Genomic DNA, 18,324 nt, shown 5'->3' on the forward strand with positions numbered 1-18,324 from the left:
TTAGCAGGCTAATACACTAGGGCAAATCTCGATTTGCCCTTTTTTATTGGAGTCGAATGAGTCACAACGCAACAACGGGATTAATTCTGACTGGCGGCGGCGCTCGTGCTGCTTACCAGGTCGGTGTTTTGTCCGAGATTTCTAAGATATTAATCGAGGCATCCTGGAAGCCCGAAACAAATCCATTTGGTATTATTTGCGGCACCTCGGCGGGGGCAATCAATGCCACCGCGCTTGCTTGCCGTGCAGACCATTTTGGTGAATCCATCGCTAATGTGTTAAGCATTTGGGAAAACTTTGATGCTGCACAGGTCTATCGCGCTGACTCGCTTGGCGTTATTCGTAGCGGTGCGCGGTGGTTGTCGCTGTGGTCATTTGGTTGGCTGTTGAATAAATGGCGTAAGTCGCCACCGAACTCTTTGCTGGATAACTCGCCATTAGAAGATCTGTTAAATCGCATGCTTGATTTGCCGCGTCTGGATTCAGCATTTCAAAGCGGAAGCTTACGCGCTTTGGCAGTGACTGCTTCTTCCTATACGGCAGGACAACATCTGACTTTTTATCAAACCCTGGCCGATATTGAGCCTTGGGTCAGAAGTCAGCGCCTGGCACAAAGGGATTTTATTGCAATTCCACATCTGATGGCATCGTCAGCGATTCCGTTTATTTTTCCGGCCGTACCCTTAAATTGGGGTGGTCAATTAGAGTACTGTGGAGATGGTTCTATGCGCCAGTTAGCGCCGATTTCACCAGCAATTCATCTGGGCGCACAAAAAATACTTATCGTCGGTGCGGGACGTCTGGCAGAGCCACCTTCAGTCAGAACCGAAGCGGCACGCTATCCTAGTCTGGCGCAAATTGCAGGGCATGCTTTATCAAGTATTTTTCTTGATAGCCTTGCAGTGGATATTGAACGACTCATGCGTATTAACAAAACTTTGTCGATGTTACCTCCTGAATTTTTAGAGAAAACACCGCTCAGACCACTGGATTTACTGGTGATTGCACCTTCAGAGCGACTTGACGATATCGCAAATCGGCATACGCACAGTCTGCCATTACCAGTACGCACGATGTTGGGTGGGATCGGCGCGACCGAGGCACGTGGTTCTGCACTGGCTTCGTATTTGTTATTTGAATCAAGTTACACCCGGGAGTTAATTGAACTAGGACGCAAAGACACGCAAGCCAGAAAGCAAGATGTACTCAACTTTTTTGCCTCCCCACCAGATGGTGACATGGTGCAAGATTGATAGAGGATTTATCTTGAATTTGTCTATTCCGCGTGAATCCTTTATGATCTTTAAGTTATTAAATTGCTTTCCTGGAAATTACTTTTTTGAGCGCTATGATGCTTAATGTCAGATATTTGTCGCGTTTTTTGTTGCTTTTACTGTTTTCTTTGCTTGCTTCGCTTTCCGTCGCCAAAGATAATAGTGCTTACATTGCTGTCACTGAATTGCCCAAAGAAGCCCAGGCTACAATGGGCTTAATCAAGCAAGGTGGTCCGTTTCCGTATGCCAAAGATGGCGTCACCTTTGGCAACTATGAATCGCGCTTGCCGCGGCAAAGGCGTGGTTACTATCATGAATATACGGTACCCACACCGGGCGCCAGAAACCGCGGTATACGCCGAATTATCGCTGGCGCGGATCCCGTCAGTTCAGGCGAGTATTACTATACCGATGATCATTACCAGACTTTTCGTCGTATCAGAGAATAGTGGTGAATTCTATGACTGAGGAAAAAATAGAATTACTTGCAGGTACTGCCCCTAACATGGTGGAGTCAATCCGCGCCTTCCATATTCCTGATCTGCAGGTGGAAGCGGCCAAGACCGGACAACACTTTCTTTATGCTTATTGCCTCGAAGCAGAAACACGCTTGCAAGTCATTGCCAAGATTGCGGCATCGTTTGGTTTTCCAAAAACATGTAGAAATCTCGATGCCTTGTCCGATTGTCTGACTGATCTGATCGACCAGGCTGGACCTCAATCTGGTTTTGTCATTGTGTTGGAGCAATTACCAAATAGTCCTAAATTTGATAAAGAAGCCCGTGAGACTCTGTTGGATGTATTTCGGGATGCCGCAGATTTTTGGGCTGAGAAAAACGTGGCGTTCAGAGTTTTTTATTCTTTCGAATAATCAGAACCTTTGAATAATCTCTTTGGTAGCCTTGACTTCTGGGCGGGTGTAACCCGCTGAAACTCACATTGCATGTCATCGTACGGATTGTAGCTTCCCTAGGAATTAGGCTATCTCTTACATTTATCTGTCTCTCACTGTCTCCGCGTTGAATACTTGCAAGTTTTTTTCAAAGATCTACGCTATTGTTTTTATTGAAATAAATCACCTGTTTAACATTTTTATTTGGGGCTTAAGCCCGGACAGCGGTACAATGCCGCCATGAAAAAGATTGTTATCCTCATTTCTGGTCGTGGTAGCAATATGCAAGCGGTGGTTGAAGCTTGTGTAAACCAAAAATGGCCAGCTCAGATAGCCGCCGTAATCAGCAATAAAACAGATGCCAGTGGTTTAGAATATGCTGCAAGCAAGGGCATACGAACTGCGGTCGTGGTTAGTAAAGAGTTTTCTCAGCGTGAAGCATTTGATGCCGCACTTCAACAGAAAATTGATGAATTTTCGCCCGATATCGTTGTTTTAGCCGGATTTATGCGGATACTCACGCCTGCGTTTGTAAATCATTATGCGGGGCGCATGTTAAACATTCACCCTTCATTGCTGCCAAGTTTTGTTGGCCTGGCAACGCATCGTCAGGCGTTGGAAGCCGGTGTGAAATTACATGGGGCAACTGTGCATTTTGTGACTGCAGAGCTGGATCATGGGCCAATTGTTGCCCAGGCAGCGGTACCAGTTCATCACGATGACACTGAAAACAGTCTGGCTCAACGCGTGCTTGAGCAAGAGCACATCATTTATCCACGAGCTGTACGTCAGTTTGTGGAAGGTAAGATCAGTATCGTTGGTAATATCGTCAGAATCAACGACTAAAAGACAGACTTACGTAACATCGTTTTTAGCGTCACCGCTTTAGCTTGCTGCACTATTGACTGGTGTGAATTGCTGTGTCTGAACGATTATATTGTGCTTAAGTTCTTGAAGATCAAAAAAGGTCACATTGACCGCTATCGTATTTTAAGGAAACACCATGAGATTACCTCCAGCCATCATTGGTCACGCAGAAGAAGTATTGCGTGAAATTTTACGATTTACCGGCCCTGCGGATGGTACTTTGTCGCGTTATTTCCGCGAACATCCACGGCTTGGCTCACGTGAACGCGGCGTCATCGCTGAAGCCATTTATGGCTTGTTACGTAACAAGTCGGTGTACACCAGTTTTTCTGAATCTGGTTCTGGTCCGGCGATGCGTCGTTTGACTTTATTGGGTCTGGCGGACGCTGTTGGTGTTGATTCTCTTGGTGGTCTGACGGAAGAAGAAACAGCGTGGCTGGAGCGCGTCATGCAAATTGACCGTAGCCACTTGCCAGTAACAATGAAGGCCAACATGCCTGCCTGGATCTGGGATAAATTGAACACCCGCTTTGGTGAAGAGCAGGCGTTGGCATTGACCACATCTTTAAACACACCAGCACCGCTGGATTTACGCGTGAATGCTATCAAAGGTAACCGTGAAGACGTGATCGCGTCTTTGGCGCAAGCACCGATTCTGGCTGAGCCTACACCGTATTCTGCGAGTGGTTTGCGCGTCATCAAGAAGCCATCGATCCAAAATTTACCTCTGTTTAAAGATGGCACTATCGAAGTCCAGGACGAAGGTAGTCAATTGCTGGCGCAGTTAGTGGGCGCGCGCCGTGGTGAGATGGTGGCAGATTTCTGCGCTGGTGCTGGTGGCAAAACGCTGGCATTAGGCGCACTAATGCGCAACACGGGTCGTTTGTATGCTTTCGATATTTCTGAAAAACGTCTGGCAAAGCTGAAACCACGTCTGGCGCGTAGCGGCTTGTCTAACGTGCATCCAGTAGTGATCGCGCATGAAAAAGATGCAAAAATCAAACGTCTGTCAGCCAAACTTGATCGTGTTTTAGTCGATGCGCCGTGCAGTGGTTTGGGCACCTTGCGCCGTAATCCTGATGTGAAATGGCGTCAGACTGCAGAAGGCGTAGCAGAATTGAACGTCAAACAGGCTTCGATTCTGGCAAGTGCGTCACGCATGGTGAAGCCAGGTGGTCGTCTGGTTTATGCGACGTGCAGTATTCTGGACGAAGAAAACGAAGATATCGTGAATGCTTTCCTGGCGGAACACGCAGACTTTACTCTGGTTCCTGCTTCTAAAGTATTAGCCGAGCAAAAAGTCGAGCTTGAAATGGGCGACTTCCTGAAGCTTTATCCACACATCCATCGGACTGACGGTTTCTTCGCCGCCATTCTCGAACGCAACAAATAATCCACTTCATTTACTCATCTCCGTACTCAGCGGAGGTGAGTTATTTGTCATTTACATTATGACCGCTCAAATTATCACGACACTCATTTCAGATTTAGCAGATGATTTTCGTGCCCCGCAGTTCTTATGGCAGGTCGGCACAGTCGTTGTTTGCTTTTTACTGGCGTGGCAACTTTCGCGTGTGTTGCGCAGGCTCTTTTCCCAGGGTGAGCCAACTCATGGTGTGATGCGCTTAGGTGTAGAAAGTTTTTCCCGGGTACTTTCACCAGCATTAAATATGGTGTTTTTGTTGATTGGTGAAGCGATTTTGGGGCGTTGGCAGCATACGCATTTGTTGACCTTATTATTTCCAATCATTGGCTCTTTAGCGATTATTCGCTTCGGTTTTTATGTGGTGCGAAAGACCTTTTCGCGTGACGGCCAAATTGGTAATTTTCTTGCCATCTTTGAAAAATTGTTTGCAGGTCTGGTCTGGGTCGGTGTTGTTCTGCATTTCACAGGACTCTGGCCGGATGTGTTTCAAGCGCTTGACGATATTGTTTTGCCTATAGGTAAAAACAAAGTTTCTTTGCTTAATATTCTGCAAGCGAGTATTTCAGTCGTCTTGACGATGGTGATTGCATTGTGGGCGAGTGCAGCGCTAGAAGCGCGACTCATGCTTTTGCCAAGCATGCATTCCTCGCTCAAGGTTGTGTTGTCGAGGGTGGGGCGGGCGTTGTTAATTTTAGTGGCTATTCTGGTGAGTCTGACTTTTGTTGGGATCGACTTAACGGTCTTATCAGTGTTTGGCGGTGCACTCGGCGTTGGCCTTGGTTTTGGTTTGCAAAAAATTACCAGCAGTTATGTATCTGGTTTCATTATTTTGCTCGATCGTAGTATGTCCATCGGCGACATGATCACGGTAGATAAGTTTAATGGGACTGTGACACAGATTAATACTCGCTACACGGTCTTAAAAGGGTTTGATGGCGCCGAATCAGTGATTCCCAATGAAATGCTGGTTTCGAGCCCGGTACAGAATTTCTCCCTGACTGATCGCAGCGTCGTGATGACGACGGATCTGATTGTTTCTTACCAGACTGATCTCGAAGCAATTTTGCCTTTGTTAATTGAGGCAACTGCAAAAGTAGACAGGGTTGCCCAAGATCCTGCACCTGCTGCATACTTGATGAAATTTGGGGCCGACGGTTTAGAGCTACGTGTTGCATTCTGGATTCCAGATCCGGAAAATGGACGTACTGGCGTGTTGTCGAATGTCAATCGCGCACTCTGGCAGGTGATACAGGAGCATAAGATTGATCTACCATATCCCCAGCGTGTGGTTACTTTAGTATCTCCGGGTGCCACTAATACCCCAATTGTCCCTCCAGTTCGCTAAGGTATAATGATAAATTGGTGCGTATCCTCTAAAAGCGCGTACAATGCGGTCGCGCTTAAATTTTATTTCGCCCTCGCTTCTATGTCATATAAGCTAAGAAGCATACGTTAACAACGGAGTACATGTCATTTTGAGTACATTTATTGATACAGTTGTCGATTTCCTGTCCAACGGTTTTACCCGTGCTACGGGATGGCAAGTCTTTATTTTTACGATGGTTGTTACCCATATCACCATCGCGAGTGTGACGATTTTTCTGCATCGCTGCCAAGCGCATCGTGCTTTGGATTTGCACGCTATTCCAAGTCATTTCTTCCGCTTCTGGCTGTGGCTGACGACAGGCCAGGTCACTAAAGAATGGGCGGCGGTTCATCGCAAGCATCATGCTAAATGTGAAACCGAAGAAGATCCTCACAGCCCTCAAACGCGCGGCATTAAAAAGGTCTTAACTGAAGGTGCTGAGTTATACCGCATTGAATCTAAAAACTTAGAAACAATACAAAAATACGGTCACGGTACACCAGATGACTGGATGGAACGTAATGTCTACACCCGGTTCAGCTGGCAGGGTGTGGCCTTGATGCTGATTATTGATTTCCTGTTGTTCGGTGTCGTTGGCGTTACAGTATGGGCTGTGCAGATGATGTGGATCCCTGTGACAGCTGCTGGAATTATTAACGGCATTGGTCATTACTGGGGTTATCGCAATTACGATTGCGTTGATGCATCGACAAATATTTTCCCTATCGGCATTTTGATTGGTGGCGAAGAGCTGCACAACAATCATCATACTTTTGGCACCTCGGCAAAATTGTCCTCAAAATGGTACGAGTTTGATATCGGCTGGATGTATATCCGCTGCATGGAAACCATCGGTTGGGCAAAGGTTAAAAAAGTTGCTCCGGAACCAAAATTTGCGGAATTGAAGTCCGTGATTGACATGGAAACTTTGCAAGCTGTCATTACTCATCGCTACGATGTCATGGCAAAGTACACTAAGTCCCTGCGTCGTACCTGGCGTGATGAAGTGGCTTCTTTGCGCGAAAAAGCGCAATTTGAAGCCGCACGCCTGAAGTTGACAAAGAAATTACTACAACGCGAACCTACAAAGCTGGAAGCACCTCAGAAGCAGCAATTGTCTGAAGTGCTTGCACATAGCGCTGCATTGAAGACGATGCATGAGATGCGCGTGGAACTGGGGCTGATCTGGGAACGCTCTACCGTGAGCCGTGAACAGTTGGTGCAGCAATTGCAAGACTGGTGCACACGTGCTGAAGCATCGGGCATTCAAACCTTGCATGATTTCTCCCGTCGCTTACGCACCTACGCCTAATGATGGCAAGTTAGTTTAAGAAAGACACCATGCGGGTGTCTTTTTTTTTCGAGTATTGATGATGACTTTACTCTAAGGCTCTTGCTGCTACGCGTCGTCACAAATAGCCGTGAATGTATCACTCTTGCGCAAACGGAAGAAGAGGCAGAGGCTGTGAGGGAGGAGGAATTCTGAGTTCTTGAATGAAGCAGATATAGGGTTGATCCAAACCGTTATTTTTGCACAAACTGTAAGCTCGGCGAAATTTGTATCCTCCCTACTACGTTGATTGGTATTTATTGATTCGCAAATTACTGTGTTTAAAGCGACGAAACGTCGTAGTGCCGTTGCTTTTTAGGTAAGAGAATGTTTTTTGGTAGTGGGCATTACCTGCGGCCATCGAATTGATGTCTGAGCATAAAGGCTAAAAGTAAAAAACCCCGCAAAATGCGAGGTTTTTTATTTTCCATAAAGAAGCAAAATTATTTAATTTTGGTTTCTTTGTAGATAACGTGCTTACGTGCTTTTGGATCAAACTTCATGATCTCCATTTTTTCAGGCATAGTGCGCTTGTTTTTGGAGGTTGTGTAGAAGTGACCAGTTCCAGCTGTAGATTCCAGCTTGATTTTGTCGCGACCAGATTTAGCCATGATATTTTCCTAACAATAGTTTAGCTTAAACTTTTTCGCCGCGAGCACGCAGGTCAGCCAAAACGGCATCGATGCCGACTTTGTCAATGACGCGCAGACCAGCATTAGACAAACGCAGAGAAACCCAACGGTTTTCTGATTCTACGAAAAAGCGACGATTTTGCAGATTTGGCAAAAAGCGACGTTTTGTTTTGTTATTAGCGTGGGAAACATTGTTGCCAACCATTGGCCCCTTCCCAGTCACTTGGCATACACGTGCCATGATTAACTCCTTAATAGTTTCCGAAATTGGAAAAAATGAGAGTATAAACAAAAAACTGTGATTTATCAACGACTTGTGAAAAACAATTGTGTCTTGTTGAATTATAAAATTTAACAATTTGAATTTCTACATCAATCCATGCTCAGCAAACGAATAGACATGCGGGTTGGCAACGATAAAGTGATCTAATACTTTAATATCAACCAGACGCAGGGCTTGTTGTAAATTTTTTGTCAGATCAATATCGGCACGGCTGGGCTCGCACGAACCAGAAGGGTGGTTATGGGCGAGGATAATGGCAGCTGCGTTGTGAAAAAGCGCAGTTTTAACGACTTCCCTGGGGTAAACGCTGGCGTGATTTAATGTACCGCGGAATAACTCCTCTGAAACGATCAACCTGTTTTTGATATCAAGAAACAAGACAGCAAATGACTCATAGGATTTGTTTCCTATCAGTAATTGCAAATAACTTTTGACAGCTTGTGGTGAAGATAGTGAGGTATTTACTCTTAATTCTTCGTTGATTGCCCGTTTAGCAAGCTCCAGAACGGCATGTAATTGTGCAAATTTTGCATTTCCAAGACCATGTATTGCTGAAAAATCTTTAATATTGGCGCTAAATAGTTTGGAAAGTGATCCAAAATGGCTAATCATTTCCCTTCCAAGATCAACGGCACTCTTGCCGCTGACACCTGTTCTAAGAAAAACGGCAAGTAATTCTGCGTCTGAAAGAGCAGTCGAACCCAACTTAATTAATCTTTCACGTGGGCGCTGATCTTCAGGCCATTCGTTGATTGCCACTTCCTTATTCTCCTATGTAAGATGCGAGAAAAATTTTCAAGAGTAAAAGCTGGCTTACAATACTGACTTATTCGCTGACTTATTCACTGACTTATTCGTCGAAGCTTTTTATTTTGATTAAACCAGATATGACCACACCCGATACTCCTGTCGTCACCAAAGACGCTTACCTGACTTTACATTACCGCCTTGCAACATTAGATGGACAAGATATTATCAGCACCTTTAATGAAAGCCCTGCAACTTTACAAATGGGTACAGGTCAGCTCGCACCTGAACTGGAAAACACTTTGTTAGGATTTGCCGAAGGTTCGCACATCACACAAGAGCTGGCGCCAGAAAAAGCTTTTGGTCCACGTAATCCTGAACTGGTTCAGCGCGTTTCAGTTGAAACATTGAAAGCAAACTCCGCTTTTGGTGAGCAATATGTGATTGGCGATCTGGTTGAATTTTCTGCGCCTTCAGGCGGTCGTTTTGCTGGTGTGTTGCGCTCGGTCGATGAGCAAGGTTACATTTTCGATTTCAATCATCCTTTGGCAGGTCAATCTGTCTTGTTCGAAACTAAGATCATAGGAATTTTGTAAAATATGGATAAGGAAATTCTGTTAGCGCAGCCGCGCGGTTTCTGTGCTGGTGTTGATCGCGCAATTGAGATTGTTGAACGTGCTTTGCAACAATTTGGCGCGCCAATCTATGTTCGTCATGAAATCGTGCATAACGCTTATGTCGTCAATGATTTGAGATCCAAAGGTGCGATATTTATTGAAAATTTAGAAGATGTCCCAACTGGGAATACCTTAATTTTTTCAGCACACGGTGTGTCTCAGGCAGTGCGCAAAGAAGCGGAAGAACGTGGGGTAACCGTTTTCGATGCAACTTGTCCGCTGGTCACAAAAGTTCATATGGAAGTCGTTAAAATGCGACGTGAGGGGCGTGAGATCATTATGATCGGTCACGAAGGACACCCTGAAGTCGAAGGAACCATGGGACAAAGTGACGACGGCATGTATCTGGTTGAGACAGTAGATGATGTGGCGACATTGAATGTCACTAATCCAGACATGCTGGCCTATGTGTCGCAAACCACGCTTTCCGTGGATGATACTGCGGAAATTATAGGAGCGCTGAAACTGCGTTTTCCAGCGATTAGCGAACCGAAGAAGGGTGACATCTGTTACGCGACAACGAATCGTCAAGAGGCCGTTAAATTCATGGTACCGCAAGTCGAATTAGTCATCGTTGTCGGAAGTCCGAATAGCTCCAACTCTAACCGTCTGCGTGAAGTTGCAGAAAAGATGGGAGCGACCGCTTACATGGTTGACAATGCTACTCAGATTAATCCTGAGTGGCTGCAAGATGTGCAGCGTGTCGGTGTGACTGCAGGTGCTTCGGCACCCGAAGTGTTGGTTGATGAAGTAATCACCCGTTTGCGTGAACTTGGTGCACGCAGCGTTCGTCCACTTGACGGCGTGGAAGAAAACGTTACTTTTCCTATGCCAAAAGGGTTAAGTGGTACTAAGTAAAACCTCTATGCAACAAGCGTTCTTTCTTTATTTGATTTAAATCAGTCTTTTTCTTGGTTTTCGATATTTTATTTTGTGAATTCGTGTTTATGATGGCGCACATTCAAATTTGGGCGTTCCCCAGTTTGTAAAACGTGTATGCTAAAGCTATGTATTTGTGGAAAATACGTAGATACGGGTGGTATTTTTACCACTAGGATAGGGCTGTCGATGGGTATAATCGCCGCCACTTCCATGGCGTATTCAAGAAGTCTAAATATTAGAAAAAACTTTTACCAAAAGTTGCAGAGGAGATTTGAATCATGTGTAATTCACGTAATATTGTCACTCTCAGTATGATGACGCGCCTTTTTGGGTAGCCTACCCTACAACTTGAGCGGCACCTTTTCGATAGGGGTGCCGTTTTTGTTATCAGGAACAATTTTTGCTGTAAAAAGTATGAAGGCTTACCCGCTGTTTCGTACCAAGCCAGTTGAAATTTCGATTCGTTCATAGAGAGAGATGCAAATATGGATACCCTTATCCAACAAATTATTAACGGCCTTGTATTAGGTAGTATGTATGCACTGGTCGCACTTGGTTACACCATGGTTTATGGTGTGCTCAATCTGATTAACTTCGCTCACGGCGATGTGCTGATGGTTGGCGCGATGGCCGGTCTGAGTATTCTCAAGGTTTTACAAGAATATGCTCCTGGCATGCCAGGTATCGCGATGCTGATGATCGCAATCATTGGCGCAATCCCAGTTTGTATCGCCGTCAACGTATTGATTGAACGTGTCGCCTATCGTCGTTTGCGTAATGCACCGCGTCTGGCGCCTTTGATCACTGCGATCGGTGTCTCTATTTTGGTGCAGACATTTGCCATGATGATCTGGGGCCGCAGCCCGGTTTCATTCCCTCCAATTATGCCCACCGTACCAGTGCAAATTGGCGGTGCTGTGATTTCTCAAATTCAGATTCTATTACTTGTTCTGGCGACCATTGCCATGATAGGACTGGTACTGCTGGTTGAGAAAACCAAAATGGGCCGTGCTATGCGTGCCACAGCTGAAAACCCACGTGTGGCTGGTTTGATGGGTGTCGACTCTAATAAAGTGATTGTCGCAACATTTGCGATTGGTGCCGCTTTGGCAGCGATTGCTGGTGTGATGTGGACCGCCAACTACTCTTCTGCACAATTTGCGATGGGTTTTGTGCCAGGTCTGAAAGCATTCTCTGCCGCGGTCTTGGGTGGTATCGGTAATATCTACGGTGCGATGGTCGGCGGCATTTTGCTTGGCCTCATTGAGAGTCTGGGCGCTGGTTATATCGGTGATTTGACTGGTGGAATTTTAGGTAGCCAGTACCAAGATATTTTCGCCTTCGTGGTTTTGATTATTGTTCTGACATTGCGTCCATCCGGCATCATGGGTGAACGTGTTGCTGATCGTGCTTAAGGGGAAGATCAATGTCGACTATATTTGACGTAAAAGCTAATCCAAAAAAAGCCTACACAAGCTTTGCCTTGCTGGCGGTTGTGCTGTTGTTGTTCCCATTCGTGGCAGCGAACTTCGGTAACTCATGGGTACGTATTATCGACTTCGCGCTGTTATATATTATGTTGGCGCTGGGTTTGAATATTGTGGTGGGTTTTGCTGGCTTGCTGGATTTAGGCTACATCGCGTTTTATGCGACTGGTGCTTATCTTGCAGCGATTTTTGGTTCGCAGCAATTTGCAACGATTCTCGAATCGTTTATCGATAATTATCCTGCACTAGGTAACTTTTTAGTCGCTGTATGTGGACCAGAAATCACTAAAAACGGTATTCATTTGTCTGTTTGGGTGATCGTACCGTTTGCGGCTGTTATTGCTGGTATGGCTGGTGCTTTGCTGGGCGCACCAACATTAAAATTGCGTGGTGACTACCTTGCAATTGTGACCTTGGGCTTTGGTGAAATTGTACGTATTTTCATGAATAACATGAATTCTCCAGTTAATTTCACTAACGGGCCTCAAGGTATCAATATGATTGATCCTATCCGCGTGTTTGGTGTGTCACTGGCGGGTGAGGGTGGTGTAGTCAACTTTGGCAGTTTTTCGATGCCGTCAGTGAACGCTTATTATTTCTTGTTCCTGGCATTGTGTATTTTTATCGTGTTTGTTTCGTTGCGTTTGCAAGACTCCCGTTTAGGTCGCGCATGGGTGGCAATTCGTGAAGATGAAATTGCAGCGAAAGCGATGGGGCTGAACACGCGTAATATCAAGCTGCTGGCATTCTCGATGGGTGCTTCGTTTGGTGGTGTATCGGGCGCAATGTTTGCATCTTTCCAGGGCTTCGTTTCTCCAGAATCGTTCTCACTGATGGAATCAATCGTTGTATTAGCGATGGTGGTGTTGGGTGGTATTGGGCATATTCCTGGTGTAATTCTGGGAGCAATCTTGTTGGCAGCATTACCTGAGGTATTGCGTCACGTGGTAGAGCCAGTTCAAATGCTCTTGTTCGGAAAAATCTGGATTGAAGCTGAAGTTCTGCGTCAGTTGTTGTACGGTCTGACGATGGTGGTTGTGATGTTGAATCGTCCTGCGGGTTTGTGGCCAGCGCCTAAACACGAAGACAGAATCGCTAAAACGAACGAAGCAGCAGCTTAAGGAAGATCAAGATGACTGAAGAAACAATGTTGAAAATTGAAGGTGTGAATAAGCGTTTCGGCGGTTTGCAAGCACTTTCGAATGTAGGAATTAATATTAAAAAAGGGCAAATCTACGGTTTGATCGGTCCTAATGGCGCGGGTAAAACGACCTTTTTTAATGTAATTACTGGTTTGTACCAGCCAGATACCGGTACGTTTGAACTTGCTGGTAAACCTTATTCTCCATCTGCTCCGCATGAAGTAGCGGAAGCAGGGATTGCACGGACATTTCAAAATATCCGTTTGTTCGGTGAAATGACAGCGCTGGAAAACGTCATGGTAGGACGTCATATTCGTACTCATCAAGGTGTTTTTGGCGCGATTTTCCGCCATGCAGCAGCGCGTAAGGAAGAAGCAGAAACCCGCAAGCGAGCACAAGAGCTGTTGGATTTTGTAGGTATCGGTCAATTTGCCGACCGTACTTCAAAATTTCTGTCTTACGGTGATCAACGCCGACTGGAAATTGCTCGCGCCTTAGCAACTGAACCAAAATTGTTGGCACTTGATGAGCCTGCGGCGGGTATGAATGCAACCGAAAAACTGGCATTGCGCGAATTGCTGGTTAAGATCAAGGCCGAAGGAAAAACAGTTTTACTGATCGAGCATGACGTTAAATTGATGATGGGTTTATGTGACCGCATCACCGTGCTCGAATATGGTAAGCCGATTGCAGAGGGCATCCCATCAGATATCCAGAAAAATCAGGCGGTGATTGAAGCGTACTTGGGAGGTGCTCACTAATGGCTGAGAACGTATTGAAAATCAGCAATCTGAAGGTTGCTTATGGTGGTATCAAAGCTGTTAAGGGCATTGATCTTGAAGTCAATAAAGGTGAACTGATTACCTTGATCGGTGCCAATGGTGCTGGTAAGACGACCACCCTGAAAGCTGTGACAGGCACTTTGCCTAGCTGCAAAGTCGAGGGTGATATTTTTTATCGTGGTGAAAATCTCCGCGGTAAAAAATCATTTGAGTTGGTGACTAGTCACTTGGCAATGGTTCCTGAAGGTCGCGGTGTTTTCACCCGTATGACCATTCATGAAAACCTGATGATGGGTGCTTACACCAGAAATGATACTGCCACCATCAATGACGATATCGAAAAATGGTACTCCGTTTTCCCACGCTTGAAAGAGCGTTCGGCGCAGTTGGCAGGTACTTTGTCCGGTGGTGAGCAGCAAATGCTGGCAATGGCTCGTGCATTGATGAGTCATCCAAACTTGCTATTGCTAGATGAACCATCGATGGGTTTGTCGCCAATCATGGTCGAAAAAATCTTCGAAGTGGTTCGCAACGTATCAGCACAAGGCGTGACTATTTTGCTGGTTGAGCAGAATGCGAAACTGGCTCTGCAGGCGGCGCACCGTGGTTATGTGATGGATTCAGGTTTGATCACGATGAGCGGTAATGCGAAAGATATGCTGGACGATCCTAAGGTTCAGGCAGCTTATCTGGGTGAAGCTTAAGTCTGAGATTCAACCATGAGAAACAAAAAAGCCAGTCAGATTTTTTTCTGACTGGCTTTTTTTTATACAAGATGCGCCCCGTCAACGCTATGCGCTTTGAGCGACGATTGACGATGGTGAAAATACTCTGATCCTGTGCGCATCAGGATCTTGCGCGACAAACGTATATCCAAAATCCAACACGCAAGGTGTCTGAATCATGACCATGCTACGCGAACACCATAACTGGTAAAGCGTATCTACCTCGGTATTGCTTTTAACGGCAATGGCTATCTCTGCACCGCCACCGGTCAACGATGCACTTGGCAATACGCCATCTTTGCCCCACAAACCCAACATGACTCCAGAAGAAAGCGCAAACATAGCAAATGTTGGTGAGCTTTCAATTGGCTCATATCCTAAGAGAACAGAATAAAACTGCGCACTGACGGCGGGTTGGCTTACATATAAAAGTACAAAATTAGGGTCTGTCATGATTCATCTCCTGATGTTAATAATAAAATTTGTCGCCGGTCTTTCAATCGAAAGCTCGCAACGCATGGCTATAATAAGGAGATGAGTTGTCAGTTTTTGTCAGTAGCCAGATTTTTCATCTTGGTTTTTTCAGTAAATCGTCACGATGGAGTCATAAACAATATCTATCGTATCGAGTTAAGGTTTTTTGATGATGTATTTTCCCTATTGCTTTATCTCGTCACTTTTTACTTTGATTGAATATGACCCAGCCAGATAACCGTAGTGTTCAGCGTGTACAGTTCTTCCGTTTGTCTAAGGAGCAAGGATTTATTCCGGTGTGGATCTTTAACCGTGATGGCGAAGAAAATAGCTTGTCCGCTCTCGTTGTAGATATGAGTGAAAGTGGTATCCAGTTACTAACTTCTTTCGATGAAAAAATTACGCATTCACAGTATCAACTGCGAATATTAGAGGAGGAAGAAAACGCATTGGAAATGCCAGTCATCCGACTCAAGCACATCTGGTCTATCCCTGAAGGCGGCATGCATTTCCGCTCAGGATTTAGTTTTAACGCGATTGATAGTGAAACAGTTATTTTGATACTACAACGCATGCAAACTCGCCAACAGGCGTATATACGCTGTGCATTGACGCCATTTGAGGTTATGTAAGACTGCCGAAGCACCCCAGGCGATTGGTTCCCGGTGTCAGGCGAAGCTTGCGCCCGGCGCGGGCACAAACCTCGTTAGTTATTGTGAGTAAGTCAGTATTCCTGATGGTGCTCGACAGTATTGACCAAATCACGATACGTCACAAATTAATGCGCCGTGCTCAATTTTCCTGCACTTCTGTAAAGTTGAGGGATTTTGTTTTTGCTCAGGATTACCATGGCAAGGCTGCCGACGGCTAATATCAGCCAATTCAAAGTAGCATTGTGCATACTTTGTGCCAGATCGAATAACACTCCACCAGCCATACTGCCAATCATATTTCCCATGCTTTGATAGAGCATTTGTCTTGACATGAGCTGTCCGGTGTCGGCGTTGACCTTGTCAGCAAAGCGCGCTGTCAATACATCCAATGAGGGCCCATAAAATACCTGTCCGAACGACGGCAGAATTGCTGAAGTAATGACAGCAGTACTGGAATGCCCAAACAGTATCATCACCACAAAGCTCACAAATAAGCACAGGTAGCCAATTTGTAAAAACTTAAAATGATCACGGGTTCTGATGGCTCGTTTAGAGATCGGTATCTGGAAAAAAATGATGACCAGCGCTGCCAGCCAAAAGGGCGTCGAGACGGGTATATTAGGAGTGAATTTAGGAATATGTAAGCTAAAGCCTATCATCGGTTGTACCGCAAAACACCAAAAAACAGCATTTGATAAATAAAACATGAGCGGTAATTCCGCTATTCTGGATGGCATGCTGCTGTTCAGGGTCGCTTCGTTGATCTCTTGCGTAACCATATCCGCGTCTTTACTCACTTGCGACTGTGCTGCCAAATATAATACTTCGTTTTTTGCAATGGCTTTCATGGCGATGAGCATAAACACACCATACGCGATAAAGGTGATCAGGACGATTAAAAAGACCAGTTGCAAATGATCATGTGGGACCCAACTCGCAGTCAGGTAGCCGCCGACTAAACCCATGCGTATTGCAAACGCGAGGCGACTAAACAGGGCTGATTGATCTAATTCTCTTAGTTTTAATAAATAATTTTTTAATCCGGGAAAAGATAGCCCACTCCCTAAGCCAGCGAGCAGAGCCAAGGTAGCCAATGCCCAGGCATGATCGAGAAATGCCATGCAATATAATGCGATACCCTCTAAGAAAATATTGCCTGACACCGCCCATGGGTGATTCGCTGCTTTCGGAAAGCGACTTCCTGCATACGAACCAAGAACCCGTCCTAAATTGAGCCCAAATAAAATCGATGCAGCCCAAAATCCTGAAAAATGTTTACCAGTTTCTGAAACGATGATCGGTGTGTAAAGAGCGACACCACCGGACGCGATGGCGACACCGACATAAATCAGGTAAGAGTTAAATACTGCGTTGAATTTATTATTTTGCATAAGTGGACGGATCAATTTGCCTGCATCTAATGTGGGCAAACCGAAAAGTGCGTGTTTTTCCGGATGTGGGATGCACGGCATAGTAACGGAGCTCAGACTTTGCAAGTTTTGTGATTGTACTGCGTGAAGTGCAATCAGGTAATGCGGAAAGATACGGATTTCCCGGTAATTATATTGAATTTAATGTGTGATTGCAGTGTAAATGCAGCGTAAATAAAGCGTTAATTTCCATGACAGAAATCAAGCCGTTAGTTAATGAGGTGGTGAACAACTTTATTAAAGCGCTCTCTGAAAAGTGCGTCTTTTTGCAAAACAAAATCTGGTATATCTTCATCTTGTTTAAGTTGAGACGCGGTGATTAATACGCATTTTGTATTTTTAGATTTTCCCCCAAGGCGTTGTGCCGCACTGATCAGGGCCATACCATTCATGCGTGGCGTCTCAAGGCCAGTGACAACCAGATCGAAAGGCTCGGACAATATTCGTCCCAAGCCAAGATATCCATCTTTCGCTACTTCTATGCGAAACCGATACATCTTCAAGACATCTTTAATGATGTTGACGACGACATCTGAGCTTTCAATAACCAATGCAGAGTAAGGATTTTGTAGCGCCCGATTCCTCAGACCTTGTAGCTTGAGTCTGATTTCTTCGTCCGGAGTTTTTGATTGCTGATACTGAGACGTAACGTTTCGCAGTAAATCGATGTATTCCAATGCCGTGCTGACGAAGCCTTGATACAGTGACTCAGTATGCTCTAACAGGCCGGATATTAAGTCTTCAAACGGGTGGCAAATATCTGAAATGACATGCATGCCATACGTGCCACCACTACCTTTTAAACTATGAATTTGTCGATACAGGTCACGGCAAATTTCTAATTCAAACCCGTGGGACTCCAGCTTTAATATCAGGCTTTCCAGATCATCGATGTGTGAAGGTAAATCATTCAAATAATTGGAACGCAACGCATCCAGCACTGCTTGAGCCTTATTCATATCTTATTTACTTATGAAGTGAGTTGGTCGGAATCGTTTCAGACACATCAGCAATCATGAACGACTTATTGTGCGTGTTTATGTTTTCATGGTCAATTAACTTTTAAGAAACAGCATGCCTGACAGAATTTCGTTGTAAAAGTGGCAAATTTACATCAGGTAAGAGCAATTGAATTTGTTGCTTGCCTATTCTGCGAGGCAGTATTTTGATAGCTAACTATGAGTGTTGATACGTAGTGTTGTCTTATATTTTGGTACAAATTTATAAAATAATGCAAAAAAGTATTAAATTAAGG

Annotated in this window: 20 protein-coding genes; 14 read left to right on the forward strand and 6 right to left on the reverse strand. The window is 45.1% G+C overall.

Going from position 1 to position 18,324, the window contains the following annotated elements; translation table 11 throughout:
• Window positions 1-56 precede the first annotated feature (56 nt).
• From ACO0KY_RS13920 to ACO0KY_RS13950, 7 genes are all read left to right on the forward strand, one after another.
• On the forward strand, window positions 57-1,253 hold the full coding sequence (locus tag ACO0KY_RS13920) for a patatin-like phospholipase family protein (protein ID WP_423046979.1): 1,197 nt from the start codon (window positions 57-59) through the stop codon (window positions 1,251-1,253).
• A 98-nt stretch (window positions 1,254-1,351) separates the two neighbouring features.
• A complete protein-coding gene (locus ACO0KY_RS13925; protein ID WP_423046981.1) occupies window positions 1,352-1,723 on the forward strand; it encodes a ribonuclease domain-containing protein in 372 nt (123 codons plus the stop codon).
• A 26-nt stretch (window positions 1,724-1,749) separates the two neighbouring features.
• Window positions 1,750-2,145, forward strand: coding sequence for a barstar family protein (locus ACO0KY_RS13930; RefSeq protein WP_423047038.1), 396 nt, complete (start codon window positions 1,750-1,752; stop codon window positions 2,143-2,145).
• 261 nt (window positions 2,146-2,406) lie between these two features.
• Window positions 2,407-3,012: a phosphoribosylglycinamide formyltransferase gene (gene purN, locus ACO0KY_RS13935; protein WP_423046983.1), complete on the forward strand. Its 606-nt coding sequence runs from the start codon at window positions 2,407-2,409 to the stop codon at window positions 3,010-3,012.
• Window positions 3,013-3,169: 157 nt separating this feature from the next.
• On the forward strand, window positions 3,170-4,426 hold the full coding sequence (locus ACO0KY_RS13940; protein WP_423046985.1) for an RsmB/NOP family class I SAM-dependent RNA methyltransferase: 1,257 nt from the start codon (window positions 3,170-3,172) through the stop codon (window positions 4,424-4,426).
• Window positions 4,427-4,484: 58 nt separating this feature from the next.
• The gene (locus tag ACO0KY_RS13945; RefSeq protein WP_423046987.1) at window positions 4,485-5,804 is read left to right on the forward strand and encodes a mechanosensitive ion channel family protein; all 1,320 of its coding nucleotides are present in this window, start codon (window positions 4,485-4,487) and stop codon (window positions 5,802-5,804) included.
• A gap of 130 nt (window positions 5,805-5,934) precedes the next feature.
• A complete protein-coding gene (locus ACO0KY_RS13950) occupies window positions 5,935-7,137 on the forward strand; it encodes a DesA family fatty acid desaturase (RefSeq protein ID WP_186912950.1) in 1,203 nt (400 codons plus the stop codon).
• A gap of 461 nt (window positions 7,138-7,598) precedes the next feature.
• Here the strand turns inward: ACO0KY_RS13950 and rpmG are convergent, their stop codons facing one another.
• The 3 genes from rpmG to radC all read right to left on the reverse strand — a co-directional run bounded on the left by rpmG (window position 7,599) and on the right by radC (window position 8,829).
• On the reverse strand, window positions 7,599-7,766 hold the full coding sequence (rpmG, locus tag ACO0KY_RS13955) for a 50S ribosomal protein L33 (RefSeq protein ID WP_110257750.1): 168 nt from the start codon (window positions 7,764-7,766) through the stop codon (window positions 7,599-7,601).
• Between the two features lie 25 nt (window positions 7,767-7,791).
• Window positions 7,792-8,028: a 50S ribosomal protein L28 gene (gene rpmB, locus ACO0KY_RS13960; protein ID WP_162021243.1), complete on the reverse strand. Its 237-nt coding sequence runs from the start codon at window positions 8,026-8,028 to the stop codon at window positions 7,792-7,794.
• Between the two features lie 126 nt (window positions 8,029-8,154).
• On the reverse strand, window positions 8,155-8,829 hold the full coding sequence (radC, locus tag ACO0KY_RS13965) for a RadC family protein (protein WP_423046989.1): 675 nt from the start codon (window positions 8,827-8,829) through the stop codon (window positions 8,155-8,157).
• 128 nt (window positions 8,830-8,957) lie between these two features.
• Here radC and ACO0KY_RS13970 point away from each other — a divergent pair, with 128 nt between their 5' ends.
• The 6 genes from ACO0KY_RS13970 (at window position 8,958) to ACO0KY_RS13995 (ending at window position 14,491) form a co-directional block, all read left to right on the forward strand.
• Window positions 8,958-9,413, forward strand: a complete 456-nt coding sequence (locus tag ACO0KY_RS13970; RefSeq protein WP_423046991.1) for an FKBP-type peptidyl-prolyl cis-trans isomerase — start codon at window positions 8,958-8,960, stop codon at window positions 9,411-9,413.
• 3 nt (window positions 9,414-9,416) lie between these two features.
• On the forward strand, window positions 9,417-10,352 hold the full coding sequence (gene ispH, locus ACO0KY_RS13975; protein WP_423046993.1) for a 4-hydroxy-3-methylbut-2-enyl diphosphate reductase: 936 nt from the start codon (window positions 9,417-9,419) through the stop codon (window positions 10,350-10,352).
• Between the two features lie 509 nt (window positions 10,353-10,861).
• Complete coding sequence (locus ACO0KY_RS13980) at window positions 10,862-11,791, forward strand: branched-chain amino acid ABC transporter permease (RefSeq protein WP_422999737.1); 930 nt, start codon at window positions 10,862-10,864, stop codon at window positions 11,789-11,791.
• Window positions 11,792-11,802: 11 nt separating this feature from the next.
• On the forward strand, window positions 11,803-12,984 hold the full coding sequence (locus ACO0KY_RS13985; RefSeq protein WP_422991329.1) for an ABC transporter permease subunit: 1,182 nt from the start codon (window positions 11,803-11,805) through the stop codon (window positions 12,982-12,984).
• A gap of 11 nt (window positions 12,985-12,995) precedes the next feature.
• Window positions 12,996-13,766 (forward strand): ABC transporter ATP-binding protein, encoded by a 771-nt coding sequence (locus ACO0KY_RS13990; protein ID WP_423046996.1) that lies wholly within the window; start codon window positions 12,996-12,998, stop codon window positions 13,764-13,766.
• Window positions 13,766-14,491, forward strand: a complete 726-nt coding sequence (locus ACO0KY_RS13995; RefSeq protein ID WP_423046998.1) for an ABC transporter ATP-binding protein — start codon at window positions 13,766-13,768, stop codon at window positions 14,489-14,491. Before ACO0KY_RS13990 ends, ACO0KY_RS13995 begins: the two co-directional genes overlap by 1 nt.
• 87 nt (window positions 14,492-14,578) lie before the next feature.
• On the opposite strand, the gene ACO0KY_RS14000 is transcribed toward ACO0KY_RS13995, so the two are convergent.
• Window positions 14,579-14,965, reverse strand: a complete 387-nt coding sequence (locus ACO0KY_RS14000) for a drug:proton antiporter (protein ID WP_423047000.1) — start codon at window positions 14,963-14,965, stop codon at window positions 14,579-14,581.
• Between the two features lie 242 nt (window positions 14,966-15,207).
• Here ACO0KY_RS14000 and ACO0KY_RS14005 point away from each other — a divergent pair, with 242 nt between their 5' ends.
• Window positions 15,208-15,618: a hypothetical protein gene (locus tag ACO0KY_RS14005; protein ID WP_423047002.1), complete on the forward strand. Its 411-nt coding sequence runs from the start codon at window positions 15,208-15,210 to the stop codon at window positions 15,616-15,618.
• Window positions 15,619-15,764: 146 nt separating this feature from the next.
• Here the strand turns inward: ACO0KY_RS14005 and ACO0KY_RS14010 are convergent, their stop codons facing one another.
• Together ACO0KY_RS14010 and ACO0KY_RS14015 are read right to left on the reverse strand one after the other, a co-directional pair.
• Window positions 15,765-17,030, reverse strand: a complete 1,266-nt coding sequence (locus ACO0KY_RS14010; RefSeq protein ID WP_423047004.1) for an MFS transporter — start codon at window positions 17,028-17,030, stop codon at window positions 15,765-15,767.
• Between the two features lie 248 nt (window positions 17,031-17,278).
• Window positions 17,279-18,028, reverse strand: coding sequence for an Hpt domain-containing protein (locus ACO0KY_RS14015; protein ID WP_423047006.1), 750 nt, complete (start codon window positions 18,026-18,028; stop codon window positions 17,279-17,281).
• Window positions 18,029-18,324: the final 296 nt, after the last annotated feature.

This window comes from Undibacterium sp. Dicai25W, assembly GCF_049340505.1.
GTDB classification, from domain to species: Bacteria; Pseudomonadota; Gammaproteobacteria; order Burkholderiales; family Burkholderiaceae_D; genus Undibacterium; species Undibacterium jejuense.

What these genes read in the sequence shown, in the direction of transcription:
- ACO0KY_RS13920 (WP_423046979.1), top strand. Translation starts at nt 57, where the DNA reads ATGAGTCACAACGCAACAACGGGATTAATTCTGACTGGCGGCGGCGCT.
- ACO0KY_RS13925 (WP_423046981.1), top strand. Translation starts at nt 1,352, where the DNA reads ATGCTTAATGTCAGATATTTGTCGCGTTTTTTGTTGCTTTTACTGTTT.
- purN (WP_423046983.1), top strand. Translation starts at nt 2,407, where the DNA reads ATGAAAAAGATTGTTATCCTCATTTCTGGTCGTGGTAGCAATATGCAA.
- ACO0KY_RS13940 (WP_423046985.1), top strand. Translation starts at nt 3,170, where the DNA reads ATGAGATTACCTCCAGCCATCATTGGTCACGCAGAAGAAGTATTGCGT.
- ACO0KY_RS13945 (WP_423046987.1), top strand. Translation starts at nt 4,485, where the DNA reads ATGACCGCTCAAATTATCACGACACTCATTTCAGATTTAGCAGATGAT.
- rpmG (WP_110257750.1), bottom strand. Translation starts at nt 7,766, where the DNA reads ATGGCTAAATCTGGTCGCGACAAAATCAAGCTGGAATCTACAGCTGGA.
- rpmB (WP_162021243.1), bottom strand. Translation starts at nt 8,028, where the DNA reads ATGGCACGTGTATGCCAAGTGACTGGGAAGGGGCCAATGGTTGGCAAC.
- ACO0KY_RS13970 (WP_423046991.1), top strand. Translation starts at nt 8,958, where the DNA reads ATGACCACACCCGATACTCCTGTCGTCACCAAAGACGCTTACCTGACT.
- ispH (WP_423046993.1), top strand. Translation starts at nt 9,417, where the DNA reads ATGGATAAGGAAATTCTGTTAGCGCAGCCGCGCGGTTTCTGTGCTGGT.
- ACO0KY_RS13980 (WP_422999737.1), top strand. Translation starts at nt 10,862, where the DNA reads ATGGATACCCTTATCCAACAAATTATTAACGGCCTTGTATTAGGTAGT.
- ACO0KY_RS13985 (WP_422991329.1), top strand. Translation starts at nt 11,803, where the DNA reads ATGTCGACTATATTTGACGTAAAAGCTAATCCAAAAAAAGCCTACACA.
- ACO0KY_RS13990 (WP_423046996.1), top strand. Translation starts at nt 12,996, where the DNA reads ATGACTGAAGAAACAATGTTGAAAATTGAAGGTGTGAATAAGCGTTTC.
- ACO0KY_RS13995 (WP_423046998.1), top strand. Translation starts at nt 13,766, where the DNA reads ATGGCTGAGAACGTATTGAAAATCAGCAATCTGAAGGTTGCTTATGGT.
- ACO0KY_RS14000 (WP_423047000.1), bottom strand. Translation starts at nt 14,965, where the DNA reads ATGACAGACCCTAATTTTGTACTTTTATATGTAAGCCAACCCGCCGTC.
- ACO0KY_RS14005 (WP_423047002.1), top strand. Translation starts at nt 15,208, where the DNA reads ATGACCCAGCCAGATAACCGTAGTGTTCAGCGTGTACAGTTCTTCCGT.
- ACO0KY_RS14010 (WP_423047004.1), bottom strand. Translation starts at nt 17,030, where the DNA reads ATGCAAAATAATAAATTCAACGCAGTATTTAACTCTTACCTGATTTAT.
- ACO0KY_RS14015 (WP_423047006.1), bottom strand. Translation starts at nt 18,028, where the DNA reads ATGAATAAGGCTCAAGCAGTGCTGGATGCGTTGCGTTCCAATTATTTG.